We start from the raw sequence: 12765 nt of genomic DNA, 5'->3' as shown, positions 1-12765 counted from the left end.
CGCGTCCTCGCGTGGGTTGTGCAACCCAGCTATATTGCGCCTGAGCTGAGATCTTGGTGTGGGTGGGGCGGGCCCCCAGCCCCTCCCCCCCCCCCGCCGTGCTGGGCTTGCCGGGATCAGCAAGTCGTACGTGTGCGGCAAGGGCGGCGGAGACCATGTCCCGGTCGCCTGTGAGTTCGCAGGCCGTGCAGCAGTGCACGCGCTCGCCGAGTGTCTTTCTGGCTTCGGCGCCGCACATGCAGGTCTGCGAGAGTTTCGTCGTGAACGTCGACGCGCGCAGCATCCGCCCGCCGGACTTCTCGCATTCCCGGCCGATCGCCGCGATCAGGCGTCCGGGTGTGGTGGCCTGGAGGGCTTTGCCCCAGAGCCGGTACCAGGTGCGGATGTCGCAGTCTTCGACGGTGAGCCGCACGCCATGCACTTCAACGACCCGCTCGGCGATCCGCCGCGCCCGGTGGTCCTTCGCCGCGGCCGCGGTCGCTGCGGCTTCCGCCAGGCGGGCGCGGTTGGCCCTGTACCCGGCGGAAAGGGTGTCGCGCCGGTAGGCCTGCCGCGGCACACTGGCCTTGTTCGCGTCCCGGGGCCCGGCGAGCACCGCGGCGGCGCGGGCGGGGAGTCCGGCTGCTGTACGTCGTTCGTCCCGGGCCTGCTGCCGTTTCGACGGCGCATATTGTGCGGAGTTCGTGGCCCGCCGAGACCGGTCCAGGGCACGCTTTCGCCCGCGCTCCTTCCGCCGTTTTTTCTCGAGCGCGGCACGTTCGTCGTCGGTGAGTTCGATCCGGCTGGTCCGTATGCCGCCGTCGGCGGGATCGAACGTGTCCGGGAAGGAGACGACTGACAGGTTGGACACGTTTCCGTCGATGCCTCCGGCCCTCTCCATCCCGGCCGCAGCCTCGCGGCGGGTCCGGGTTGCAGGGGAGGCATATCCGCCGGTGAGGACCATCAGGTGGGCTTCGTACGCCCACCCGCCGGGCGCTGACGCATCCCGGCGGCGGACGAGGTCAACCTTGTGCCAGGACTCCGGGTCGTTCAGGAAGTGCAGCAGCCGCGGCCACCGGCCGGCGCCGGACGGCAGCCGGACCGGGAGAACCAGGTCACCGCGGCGGGAGTGCGGGCCACCGGAGAACACGAGCGTGAGAGGGCCGGTGTGGTCCCACCACGTCGCAGCCCTCGTCTTCGGCGCGCCCTTCGGAGTGGTGTCTCCGGTCGGGACACGGCCTGCGGGCCTGGCCGGCGCGGCCAGCCGTCTCGGCTGCTCGAGAACATTCGTCCCCGCCTCCAGTGCGGCCGCCTGCCCGGGCGTGAGGATCTCCGGGCCCAGGCCGCGGTGCTGGTAGGCGGCGAGGTGACCGGCGAGAGTGCCGTGGAGACGGAACGTCTCCCACTTCCGGTCCTTCGTGTGCGACCGGGCACGCCCGGGTATCCGCGTGTAATCCCACCACGATCCCGTTCTGGGCCGGCTGGACCTGCGGCCTGACGCGTCCGGGAACAGGTGCCGGGAGACGCCCTCCCATACCTCGTCGGCCTGATGCATCACCAACGCCTTCGTCACGTGATGCCCCAGGTGGCGGGAGCGTTCCATGTGCTGGTACCCGCGATGTTCCATCCCCTCCCGCGACAGACCCAGCGCAGCCCGCCACGCCTTCGCATCCACCTCGCGGCGTACATCACCGGCCCAGTACGCGTCGACCCCGGCACGCGCATCCCGCTGCAGAGCACGTTTCACCGACCACATCGAAGCAAACAGGCGCTCGAGACGCCGCACGTCCTCGAGTCGGTGGACGTCCAACGGCAGCCGGATGACCGCGAGTTCAGTGCCCGCACCCCGCGTCCAGCGCTCGGTCTTGTTTTTGCCGCGGAACCGGCGCGCGGGGGCCTCGTCGGAGACGGTAGACATGCGCTGCGGACGTGCAGTCATGGACCTTCCACCTCCTTTTGGGCGCGCCGAACACCTAATAACCTGTCCGGGGGGAGGCCGGATCAGCAATCACAGGAACAGTAAGCTGCCCCACTGACAACGGGCCCTGAGCGTGGCCCGGTTGACTGGCTACGATCACCGGCATGCGCCTGCGGCTCACCCACTGCACCTCAGCCGACCTGCGGGCATGGACCGGACTGACCGGACCGCAGATGCACCGGGTCGTAGAACGACTTTGGGCGACGGCGCCGGACGCTGGCCGTGGCCGGCGCTGGGCGTTGCCGTTTCCCGACCGAGCCCTCCTGCTCGTCCTTGCCTACCGGACCAACCTGACGATGCAGCAGCTCGGAGCTCTCTTCGGGATCTCCGACTCGGCGGTGCACCGCACCGTCGACCGCCTCGCCGGACCCCTCGCCGCACTCCTCGGACCACCACCCACCGACAAGCGGGAACTGTGGCTCGTCGACGGCACCCTCATCCCCGTCCACGACAAGAAACGAACGGCAAAGTCGAAAAACTACCGGCGGAGCGTCAACGTGCAGATCGTCTGCCGGGCCCGCGACCGGCGCGTTATCGCCGTCGGCGACGCCTGGCCCGGAAACCGCAACGACGTCGTCGTCTTCCGTGAAACCGTCGGGAAATCCCTGCCAGCGCATCCCCGCCTGTCCGGAGACGGCGGCTACCGCGGAGAGAACCGAATCCGCACACCACGACGCGGACCGGACGGCAGAATCATCAAAGACCGCAACCTGCGCCGGTTCCGCAAACGACGCGCCGCCGCGGAGCACGTCATCGCCCGCCTCAAAGACCACCAGATACTCCGCCAATGCCGACGCCGCGGCAACGGCATCGACCACGCCGCCGCCGGCGTCGCCGCACTCCACAACCTCAAACTCGACATCCGGTAACAGGCGCCGCCACCCCACCCCGGCATGTCCCACACCCCATTACGGGATATCTCTTAGGGGCTCCTTCAACTGCTCAACGGGGGGCTGGGCCCACTACCCAGTAAACCGGTGTTCCGGCCATTCGCCCCGAGCATCCTCGCCGACTACGCCGACACCTGGTTCGACCTCGATGTGGCCAGTCCGTTCATGCTCCTCGCCCCACCCGTGCGTCCCGACCACGCAGGCTCGATCGCCGGAGTCGTACACGTCGACGGCACCGCCCGCGTCCAGACCGTCGACCCGCTGCCGCGCCCGCCTACGGAGCACTGGTCAAGCACTTCCACCGGCTCACCAAAGGTCCCGCCGTCCTGAACTCCTCCTTCAACGACCGCGAACCCATCGTCGAGACCCCCGTCCACGCACTCGCCACATTCCAGGCCTGCGACCTGGACGCGGCATGTATTGGCGAATACCTGGTCAAGCGGGCCTGACCGGTCTCCAGCAGCTGCCACACTGGAGAACATGACGACCTCCGCTCCGCCGCTGAGGGAAGCCGCACGCGCCATCCTCCTCGACGCAGACGACCGCGTCCTGCTGCTGCGCTACGACGAGAACGGCGGCTTCTGGGCGACACCCGGCGGCTCCCTGGAGCCAGGAGAGGACGACAGCACGGCGACACTCCGCGAGCTGCAGGAGGAACTCGGCATCGACGGGCGGGCGGTCGAACTGGGCGTGCAGCTCGCGGAACGCACCAAGGATCACCTGGTGGGCGGACACCCGGTGCGTCAGGTCGAGAAGTACTTCCTCGCTTGCGCCAGCACTACCGCGGTCGACCCGTCCCGGGCCACGCAACCCGACAACATTTGCGAATACCGCTGGTGGACCCTCTCCGACCTGGGCCATACCAAGGAGACCGTCTATCCGGATGGCCTTGCAGACCTGGTCGCCCTCGTTAGCGACGGCCGTATTCCCCAGCGCCCCGTGGTGCTCAAGTAGCCCAAGCCACCTGAGTCGGCATGAGTCCGGACGATCTAGTAGGTCCAGGACGTCGCGCGCCATGCCCGGCTGCTGTGGGCGAGGAATGTTGCCTACCTGGGCGACCTTGCCCCGTACGAGGCCTACATCCATGGCGAAGAGCCTGGAGAAATATACGCGGTTCCGCCGGTACTGGGTCTCGACGCGCAGCAGAGCAGACTGATCAATCCTAGATTCGGTCGCGGCCACGGCAGGAATGACGCGAGATTGACCGCTGCCGCGTAGGAGGCGGCGGTCTTGTTGTATCTGGTGGCGATGCCGCGGGGGCCTTTGATGCGTTGGAGCATCGGTCACCTACGTTGCGACGGCGATAGATTAGACGATTGAGATGTGGAGTGAGACATTGAAATACATCCTGTATGGGATGCGGCTAGGCGACATAGTCTCTGCGGTCTCTGTGGTTAGCGGCGTCCTGAATGTCGAATTTGAACTTAGGGAGAGTTCCTATAAGGGCGGGAGCTATTATAGGCACGTCAGTGAAGAGGGGTGGAGTATCTCAATCGAGACTCATTGGAGAGACGTAGATGAGGTGTTGGCGAAACCTGATTTCCCCCAGTTCTCCATCCTCATTTACGCTAACGAGGTTCCTCGGGTCATCGAAACGATGATGGATGGAATCCTCGAGCTCCAGCAGCTGCAGTCTCGAACTTTCTAGATCTTCGGGGATTTCGGCTGTGGTGAGATCCGCTGCGTGCCGTAGAGGTTGAGGCTCGTGAATAGAGTGCAGAACTTAGGCGCGTAGCGGGACGGTGAGCGGTCCTCCGTGCGGTGGTTCCCGAGTGCTGAACCCGTGCGAGAAGAATGGATGATGCATGGATGTATACGTGGAGGCAACCCTCGATCCGCTTGGTGCGGCAGATCGGGGGGCCGTCCTGGTCGACTGGTTCGAGAGGGCGTTCTCCGGGCCTTTTGCTGAACTGGTCCATCAGGAGCAGCGTGCTGAATTTGGGGTGTACACCGGGACGTCCGTCCGGCAGTCCGGGGGGAGCCGCCGCAGTAATATGTCTCATCTGGGAAGGAACCGCGCGCGACTGAGGGCGGAGCTGGAGAAGAGTCCGGATTGGGTCGTTACAGAGTTCTACGGCGATGACACTCTTGGCCGGGTGCAGTGCTCCTATTTTCCGGTGGAGGGCGGTTGGTCGAAGCTCGTTGTCGGCCTCCAGGCGGGATCTTTGAGGCTGGCCGATCCGAAGTACTGTGCAGATCTGGTGGATTTCCTCGCGCAGGCGGTCGACAACCTGAACCCGGTGTTCGCCCGTATCGAAAGGGACTCCTTTTCCGACTGGTCGAACATTGAGGCCGCTTTGACGAGAAATCTCGATGACTCGCTTCCCGAGGGCCGGGATTTCCTGCGTGGCTACGCGTGGGTCACGGTGTGCCCGCAAGAACTGGCGGTCCGACTGGGCGGGCCGGAGACGCTGGCGGATTCCGGTACCTTCCACCGTGTGGTCCCTTTGCGGCAAGGAGGGGTGCTGTTGCAAGCGTCTGAGACGCTGGCTGGGTATACCGACCACGTTGTGGAACGCGTGTTCGCCGCGCTCGCCCCGGTGCTGCCGGAAGGTCAGCCCTATCCGGATCCGGCCCATCCCGAGCTCCGTTTCGTGTTGCGAGACGCCGCCGATGCGCGCTGAGCGGGCCATCACGTACGTGTGCACTCGCACGCCGCCTGACTGCTGACAGCGGGGAAGGCCCCTTTCCGGCGGGTCGGCCAGCCTTCAGGGGGCGTGCTCACGAACGCTCAAGCGGTGCCGCGCGGCACGGTTCCTGTGACAGGCGCCGGCCGCAGTGACCGTGGATTCCCTGGAGGACACCGACTCGTGTAACACGCTGGTCGAGCTCCTGCGTAAAGTCTCAACGAACGGGGGCGTACGCCAGGGAACACCCGCCGCACGCTGGCCGATGCCTTCGCTACCATCACGCCCGCCCTGGTGGACCCCGGGGCAACGTATTCCGATCCGCGGGTACTGGTGGCGCCACCTCGCTCCGCAAGCCGGAGCCGCTTCTCGGTCGTAGCCAGGGAAGCGGTTGCGAAGGATGTGCTCGGCCAGCACGAGAGCGATTCTTGCGTCGGGCCGTCTTGGCCGCAGCCGCCTTGCCGTCCAGTCCGTCGTAGAGCATTACCTCGCCGCCGGCGGCGGCGAGGGCGGCGCGACTTTCTTCCCGGTAGCATCCGAACCGCCTGACCCCTGGCCGGGAACGCCATCAGGCACAGGCCAGATCTTGTGAGTGTGCCGTCGAGCTGCCGTGCCCCCCCCGATGTCTGCGACAAGGCTGAAACGGTCGTCGAAGATCGGCCTGACGACCCTCGGCCTTGACAAGACCGTTGCCGAACGCACCGTCGGGGCCGATCGCGAAGCTGTAGGCCATGGACACCCGGCAGTCTCCTGCCGGGAACGACCAGCCTTCAGCGGACACTTCCTCTGGGCAGTTGGCGTCCAGGATGCGCGGACCACCCTCGTAGAACGGAGCCGGCGGCAAGGCGAGGCCGCCCGAGCGGTCCTGGAAGGCAGTTGCCCGTTCGATCTCCGCAGCGGGGACCCGTGCTCGATCCACGCGTCGCGGTGTCGCCATATGTCCTGCCGACGAACGCGGATGCCCTCCGTCTCAATAAACCGCTGAGCCCTGCGGCTCAGGCCGGCAGGCGCGACCGGGACGGGCGATACGGGCTGGTCAACCATTACCGCTGCTCGCCGTCACGGGTGTGGAGCACGGCCGACGCAATCTCCCGCACGCGCTCCAGGCCGATGCCTGTGCGCTGCTCGATGGCGAGGGGGTGGTCGGTGGGCTCCAGCTCGACGAAGGGGCGCTCGCCGATTGGGCGGGTATGGACACGCGTCTTCAGGTTGAGTGTCGTCGTCGGGTACACCGGAAGATCGGTGGTGAGCCAGCCGAAGTAGGGCTCTTCGGCCTCGCGACCGGGCCTGTCCCACAGGTCTGAGGCCCGGGAGAAGCTCTCTTGGCTGAGCGAGACCCAGACACCCCAGGAGAAGACCTCGTCACTGCCGATGACCGGTATCTCGATCAGGCCCTTGACGAAGTAGTGCTGAGCGCGGACCACGCACTGGTCCGTAGAGAGCAAGCAGTCGTCAGCGTCGGCGAAGGCCGGATCCCACACGGCGGGGGCCTCGGCGGTGTAGTTCATCGGCAGCTCAGGGTGGTGGGCCCCGCAGCACGCGCAGGTGAACCCCAAATCACTGGTCATGGGCCCGGAGCCTAGCGACGGACTCCAGCCGTATCCGAAGGGGGCTTGCCCGGCACAACTCCGCGCGGCCAACTACCGCGCTCAGTCACAGCTGATTACCCCGAGGACAGGCGATGGCGAGCGGCTCCGGTGGCGCCTTGGCACCGGAGTACCGCAGCAACGGAACGAGTGCACTCCGCCAACACCCTCCATACCGCCTTCACTCCAGTTGCGGCGTCATTGCTCCAGCGAACGCTCGCTCACCCGAGGGTCTTTGGTGAGGTCCGCGGTCCTGTCTCCGCGCGCGAACCAGTGCCCGGAATCCAGCCGGTTCCCTTCCCGAGCAGCGCGCCGCTCCGCCGCACCTGCTGCCGGAGGCGCAACGAGCTGACTGGCGTTCGCCCGCGCTCCTGCTGCGCCTCCACCGGCCGCCTGCACCTGGACGAAAATCCAGGGCAGGCACGGGTAGTCGGCGTTGTCGAACGTGTCGCTGCCCGTCGTCTTGAAGTAGACGATCTCCCGGAGGCCCATGCTGCCGGGCAGCAGATCCGGCCCAGGAGCGGTAGCGGCGTGCGGCCCGTCACGTGGTGAGCGGCGGCGACAGTCGCTGCCGCTTCCGGCCGTAGCCGGTCCGGGCCCCATCGGCGCCCCGGCGCTCGTGGCGACTATGGCGGCTCGGACCGCGCTCCTTCCGACGCGGGCCGAGCCGGCGTGCCGGCCGGGGGTCAGGTCTCCACCCGGGGGCCAGCGTCACCCGGTGTCTCCAAAGCGGTCCAGGTGGTCTCGTGCCCAGGTCTCGAAGGTGGTGAGGGGCAGGCCCAGATGCCGTGCGAGCTCGGGACGGGCGGGCTGGGGTTCCTCGTTGATGTGGGCCTGTGCGAAGCCCATGTTGGGCATCCCGGCGGCGGTCGCCTCTTCGGTGGTCATGTCGGGTGCGGTCAGCTCGGTGCCGAGGGTCTGGGAGAGGACTGCGGCGATATCCGTCATGGTCAGGAAGTCACCGGCCAGTTCGAGCTCGATCCTGTCGAACCGCTCCGGCGCGGCGATGGCCGCGGCGGCAGCCGCGCCGATGTCGTCGACGGCGATCAGGGACAGCCGGGTCGCGGGCTTCAGCAGGCTCACGAGGCCCCCCTCGACGCCACGGGGGAACATGATCTGAGCGCTGGGGCGGAAGTTCTCCATGAAGAACCCCGGCTTGATGAGCGTCCAGTGTGGGAAGCGTGCCTCACGGACTCGGTCCTGGATCCCGGCCTTGGCGGAGTAGTAGGGCTCCATCCAGGCCCACCGGTCCTTGACCCAGCTGACATGCTGACCCGCACCGGAGACCGAGGTGTGCACGAACTGCGGGACTTTGGCGGCCCGCGCACCGTCGATCAAGTTGCCGGCCTGCGTGACCTCCCCTTCGAACCCGCGGCCATCCATGTCGGGCATCTGGACGGAGAAGACGGCGCGCGCTCCCGCGGCGGCCCGGCTCACGGAGCCGCGGTCGTCGAGGTCGCCGGTGACCAGCTCGGCGCCCAGTGCCTCGACGGCCTTGGCCCGGGCGGTCGACGGGTTGCGGACCAGCGCCCGAACGGGAATCCCCGCCCTGAGCAGGGCGCGAGCAGTGGCACCACCTTGCTGACCGGTGGCGCCAACGACCAGAACGGGGGCGGAGGGTGTGCTCATGCTGCTCCTCGGATCACATCCGGAGGTAAACGGCGGGGTCCGCCATTTACTTCGAGTACGATACGGAGGGCCCCGCCACTTAGCAAGCACGGAGACGCCATGACGGTCCAGCGCGCGGATGCCCGGCGCAACTACGCACTGATCCTCGCCGTTGCGGAGGGGGAGGTCGCCGCGCACGGCGCCGACGCCTCCCTGGAGCAGATCGCCCGCACCGCCGGAGTCGGATCGGCCACCGTGCGCCGCCACTTCCCCAGCCGCCGGGTCCTGCTGGAAGCCGTGTTCAGCCACCGGATCGACGCTCTCTGTGCCCGTGCCGTCGAGCTCGCCGACGCGGACGACCCACGGGCCGCGCTGTTGGAGTGGCTGAGCGCGCTCACCACGTACGCAACTACCGCGCGCGGCATGGCCGATGCGCTGATCCAGGACGGGACGGACGAGGCGGACCACGTCAATGCCTGCGCGGTGCGCCTCGGCGGCGCGGTCGATCCACTACTGCACCGCGCCTCACGGGCGGGCGCGGTGGCCCCGGAGGTGACCACCGCCGATCTGGTCTCGCTGGTCACGGGCCTCGCACTCGCCACGGAGCGTCATCCAGACCCTGCTGCCGAAGCGAACCGACTGCTCGCCCTGGCGGTACAGGGGATCAGCCCGCAAAAGTGAGAGACCGGCGGGCCGGCGGTGGTGACACGCCCTGGCACAGGGCTGCGGCGGCCCGTCGGACATCCCTTGGAGCGGACTCCAGACGATACGGCGGACCTCCCGTGCGCTCGAGTGGCCTTTTTCCCGTTGCGCGGTGCGGCAAGGGCCGTCTCTGCCCCGCTCACGGCGCCAGCACTACCCTCCCGAAGACCTCTCCCGCGTCCATCTTGCGGTGCGCCAGAGCCGCCTGGTCCAGCGGCAGCACCTCGTGCACGCTCGTGCGCAGGTCCCCGAGCGCGGCATCGGCGAACTGGGACGACCGCACGGCATTCCGTTCGGGGCCGGGCACGGTGTCCGAGCTGAAGGTGGCGAACGACAGCGATCTGCGGAAGGCATCCATCAGCCGCGTGCCGAAGTCCGCCGGCGGCTGCCCACCGACCACACCCACGGCCACGTACCGCCCGTTGGAGTTCAACCTGTCCAGGAAGAGGGGAAGCTGGGGTCCCCCCACGACATCGATCACCACGTCGAAGCTCGCCGGCGCGTCCAGGCCACCCTCACCGGAGCGGTTCAGGACGTGCGTGGCGCCCAGTTCCCTCAGGCGGGCGCCTCGCTCGGCCGACGAGGTGGTGACCGCCACCGAGCCCGCGCCGTTCCTGGCTGCGAGCTGGACCGCCGTGATCCCGATGCTGCCCGCCGCACCGCGCACGAGCACCGCCTCCCCGGGTGCGAAACGGGCCCGCTCCAAGGCGAAGTGGGCGACCACGCCGGAGCCGCCGAGAGCGACCGCGTCGGTGCCGGTCAAGCCGTGGGGCAGCGGCAGCACATCATCAACCGAGGCGACGGCCTGCTCGGCATACCCACCGGACAGGCCGGTGAACGCCCATACCCGCCGACCGATCCACGAGGCGTCCACACCCTCTCCCACCGCGGTGACGCTTCCCGCGACCTCGCTGCCGAGGAGATGGCCCGCCCGGAAGCCGTAGGCGGTGAGCGTTCCCCGGCGGATCACGGCGTCCACACCGCCCACCCCGATCGCCTCCGTGGCGATCCGCACCTGCCCCGGAGCGGGAACGGGTACGGGCACCTCGATGACCTCCAGACCTTCGGGATTTCCGAACGTCCTGATGACGACGGCTTTCATCTCTGCTCCTCGACTGTGGACGGACGGACGCAACTGCTGCGACCGTGGGTGTCGAATCGGCCCCACCGTCGGGGTCACCGGCGGATTGCCCGGGCGGGGCGGCGGCACCGCCATCGGACCGTAACGGGCGCCCCCGTCCGTCTGGCTGAAGTGAGAGACGATGACTGGCCAGTTGCCTCAGACCGTGCGCTCGGATGCCCGCGACAACCGGGCTCACATCCTGGACGCCGCCCGCGCGGTGTTCGGCGAGGCCGGCCTGAGCGCACCCATGCGCGACATCGCCCGGCACGCAGACCTCGCCCCCGCCACGCTGTACCGGCACTTCCCGACCAAGCAGGCACTGATCGCGCAGACCTTCACCGAGCAGCGCCGCGCCTGTCACGCCGCCGTCCGCGACGCTCTCACGGACGCGGACCCGTGGCACGGATTCCAGAACCTGATCCAGCGGATCTGTGAACTGCACACGCGTAGCAGGGGATTCGCCGACGCTTTCATGACGGCCTTCCCCGAGGCCACGGACTTCGCCGCCGACCGGGAGCGGACCCTGCGCGCGGTCGCCGAACTGGCCCGCCGTGCCCAGGAGGCCGGCGAGCTTCGCCCCGGCTTCGTGGTCGACGACCTGATCCTCATGCTCACGGCCCACCAGGGCCTCCAGCACGCGCCTCTCCCGGTCCGGCTCACGGCCTCCCGCCGGTTCGCCGCCTATGTGATCGAGGCGTTCCGCGCAGCACCGGACACAGGTGCGCCCACCCCCTGCCGCCGGCACCACGCCTGCGGCACGTGCGCTCACCCCCGACGCTGTGAACCCGACAACCCTGTTGCTGGCGGACCTGATCGCCCGTAAGACGACGCTTCCTCTGGCAGACGGGCGATGCCGAGCATCGCGTGGTGCACGCCGCCTCCTTTGAGGCGGCAGTCGCGGAGGATCTTCCAGCCCTGCATCCGCGACAAGGTGTTCTCGCCGCGGGCGCGGACCTGCCCGCCGTCTGCGAGCCACACGGACAAGTGGTGGTTGAAGTCGTCGATGGCAACGGCATCGGCGATTACTGCGTCGAGCCACCACCGCGGGGCGTGAGGGATAGCTCAGCCCTTCCAGTCGTCCCGGCCATCAGCGCCGGTAGTGTCACGCCCGGCCGCATGGCTGGGGCACGGTTGCCATCCGGATACCCCTTCCGTGCCGGTCCAGGTCCCCGGGACATCCCGGGGACCTGGCGCCGCGCCCCGCGGTGGGCTGCCTCCAGCGCATGCCGAGTGCGTCGAGGTCGGCCCGCCCATCTGCGACGGCCACCGCTACTACGAGCGAGAGGCGCGGGCCTACCGGAAGATCGGGGACGAGGCAGCGAGCCTGCGCTGTGAAGCCGCCACTTGACGAACCTTTCCGTCCACCACGTCGTGGCGGCGCAGCAGTGGGCCGGTGTCAACGCCGTTCAGCCCGGCAGCTTGGGCGAAGGGCTCCAGCGCGTGTGATGCGCCAGAGCCTCTCGTGGACAGCAGCACGAGTCAGGTCAGTAGGCGATCGATCCCTTGGTGCTGAACTGGAATTGCACTATGAATCTGGTGCCGTCCTTGACGTCGGTGGCTGCCAGACTCCAGGTTCCGACCGTGATTTCGCGGTAGGCATTGCAGTAGGAGCTGCCGCTCGTGGGGTAGAAGCAGGTGCGCACGGGCACGAAGTCGAACCCGCCGCCGGCTGCGATGGACGGCTTGACGTTGATGTCGTTGCAGTTGGACGTGGCGTAGGCGAAACCGGATGCGGGCCACACGTATTCGTTCCCGTTGTCGACGGGATTGAAGCTCTTGGCAGTACCCAGGCATGTTGCTGCGCTGGCTGGCGTGGTGGTCATGGCAGTGAGCCCACCAGCCGCCAGAGTTGCGGCCGCCAGGGTTGCGAGGATCCGACGTGCTGACATGTGCGTTCCCCTCTCGATTCGTCTCCGGCGCACCCGTTCCCGCCGGCACCTCGAAGATCAGGCGGCATTGTGTCGTGGACACGATCGTTTGGAGAAGAGTTAGATTCAGCCACTGTCGACGGGTCGGCTCTCGGAAGTCGGCGCGACCTCCGGCGCTGCTCTTGCCGCAGATGCAAGGCGCTGACCATGGGTTTCTTGTTCCTCCAGCTCGACTTTCGACGTTTTCGTCGATCGCCGCGAGGAGTTTAGCCAGGCGCGGGGCGGGTGGTGGTAAGACATGAGTGGTGTGTTTTGCGGGCGGGGGGGTGGGATTGGCACGGACCACAAGGGCAACGGTGTGTGCGGATAATGGATGGAGACTCTGGGAGATATATAGGACGAAA

The 12765-nt window shown here is 67.8% G+C and carries 10 protein-coding genes and 4 pseudogenes; 7 read left to right on the top strand and 7 right to left on the bottom strand.

Annotated features, from left to right (window positions below):
- Window positions 1-1918: hypothetical protein (locus tag ACFV2J_RS30080; protein WP_385441573.1), on the bottom strand; the 1918-nt coding region annotated here is incomplete at its 3' end.
- Between the two features lie 143 nt (window positions 1919-2061).
- Between ACFV2J_RS30080 and ACFV2J_RS30075 the strand changes: the two genes are divergently transcribed.
- From ACFV2J_RS30075 to ACFV2J_RS30055, 5 genes and pseudogenes are all read left to right on the top strand, one after another.
- Window positions 2062-2826: a transposase gene (locus ACFV2J_RS30075; protein WP_385082951.1), complete on the top strand. Its 765-nt coding sequence runs from the start codon at window positions 2062-2064 to the stop codon at window positions 2824-2826.
- Window positions 2827-2934: 108 nt separating this feature from the next.
- A pseudogene (locus tag ACFV2J_RS30070) lies at window positions 2935-3296 on the top strand (carbamoyltransferase C-terminal domain-containing protein).
- A 31-nt stretch (window positions 3297-3327) separates the two neighbouring features.
- Window positions 3328-3801 carry an NUDIX hydrolase gene (locus ACFV2J_RS30065; RefSeq protein WP_385082950.1) on the top strand — a complete coding sequence of 158 codons (474 nt, stop codon included), beginning with the start codon at window positions 3328-3330 and terminating at the stop codon, window positions 3799-3801.
- Between the two features lie 382 nt (window positions 3802-4183).
- Window positions 4184-4495 (top strand): hypothetical protein, encoded by a 312-nt coding sequence (locus tag ACFV2J_RS30060; protein ID WP_385082948.1) that lies wholly within the window; start codon window positions 4184-4186, stop codon window positions 4493-4495.
- Window positions 4496-4652: 157 nt separating this feature from the next.
- Window positions 4653-5471, top strand: a complete 819-nt coding sequence (locus ACFV2J_RS30055; protein WP_385082947.1) for a hypothetical protein — start codon at window positions 4653-4655, stop codon at window positions 5469-5471.
- A gap of 694 nt (window positions 5472-6165) precedes the next feature.
- Here ACFV2J_RS30055 and ACFV2J_RS30050 read toward each other — a convergent pair.
- From ACFV2J_RS30050 to ACFV2J_RS30040, 3 genes and pseudogenes are all read right to left on the bottom strand, one after another.
- A pseudogene (locus ACFV2J_RS30050) lies at window positions 6166-6518 on the bottom strand (hypothetical protein); the annotation flags it as partial.
- The gene (locus tag ACFV2J_RS30045) at window positions 6518-6982 is read right to left on the bottom strand and encodes a DUF2199 domain-containing protein (RefSeq protein WP_385082963.1); all 465 of its coding nucleotides are present in this window, start codon (window positions 6980-6982) and stop codon (window positions 6518-6520) included. The gene ACFV2J_RS30045 and the pseudogene ACFV2J_RS30050, both read right to left, overlap by 1 nt.
- A 789-nt stretch (window positions 6983-7771) precedes the next feature.
- Window positions 7772-8689, bottom strand: a complete 918-nt coding sequence (locus ACFV2J_RS30040) for an NmrA/HSCARG family protein (protein WP_385082945.1) — start codon at window positions 8687-8689, stop codon at window positions 7772-7774.
- Window positions 8690-8788: 99 nt separating this feature from the next.
- Here ACFV2J_RS30040 and ACFV2J_RS30035 point away from each other — a divergent pair, with 99 nt between their 5' ends.
- Window positions 8789-9349: a TetR/AcrR family transcriptional regulator gene (locus ACFV2J_RS30035; RefSeq protein ID WP_385082944.1), complete on the top strand. Its 561-nt coding sequence runs from the start codon at window positions 8789-8791 to the stop codon at window positions 9347-9349.
- 160 nt (window positions 9350-9509) lie between these two features.
- On the opposite strand, the gene ACFV2J_RS30030 is transcribed toward ACFV2J_RS30035, so the two are convergent.
- Window positions 9510-10472, bottom strand: coding sequence for a zinc-dependent alcohol dehydrogenase family protein (locus ACFV2J_RS30030; RefSeq protein WP_385082942.1), 963 nt, complete (start codon window positions 10470-10472; stop codon window positions 9510-9512).
- 160 nt (window positions 10473-10632) lie between these two features.
- Between ACFV2J_RS30030 and ACFV2J_RS30025 the strand changes: the two are divergent.
- Window positions 10633-11276, top strand: a pseudogene (locus tag ACFV2J_RS30025) (TetR/AcrR family transcriptional regulator).
- On the opposite strand, the pseudogene ACFV2J_RS30020 reads toward ACFV2J_RS30025, so the two are convergent.
- Both ACFV2J_RS30020 and ACFV2J_RS30015 read right to left on the bottom strand, forming a co-directional pair.
- A pseudogene (locus ACFV2J_RS30020) lies at window positions 11259-11450 on the bottom strand (hypothetical protein); the annotation flags it as partial. The pseudogenes ACFV2J_RS30025 and ACFV2J_RS30020 overlap by 18 nt on opposite strands.
- Window positions 11451-11977: 527 nt before the next feature.
- Window positions 11978-12316: a hypothetical protein gene (locus ACFV2J_RS30015; protein WP_385082940.1), complete on the bottom strand. Its 339-nt coding sequence runs from the start codon at window positions 12314-12316 to the stop codon at window positions 11978-11980.
- Window positions 12317-12765 lie beyond the last annotated feature (449 nt).

Source organism: Streptomyces sp. NPDC059668 (assembly GCF_042734135.1).
Classification (GTDB): domain Bacteria; phylum Actinomycetota; class Actinomycetes; order Streptomycetales; family Streptomycetaceae; genus Streptomyces.
This window is presented reverse-complemented; position numbering and strand designations above follow the sequence as displayed.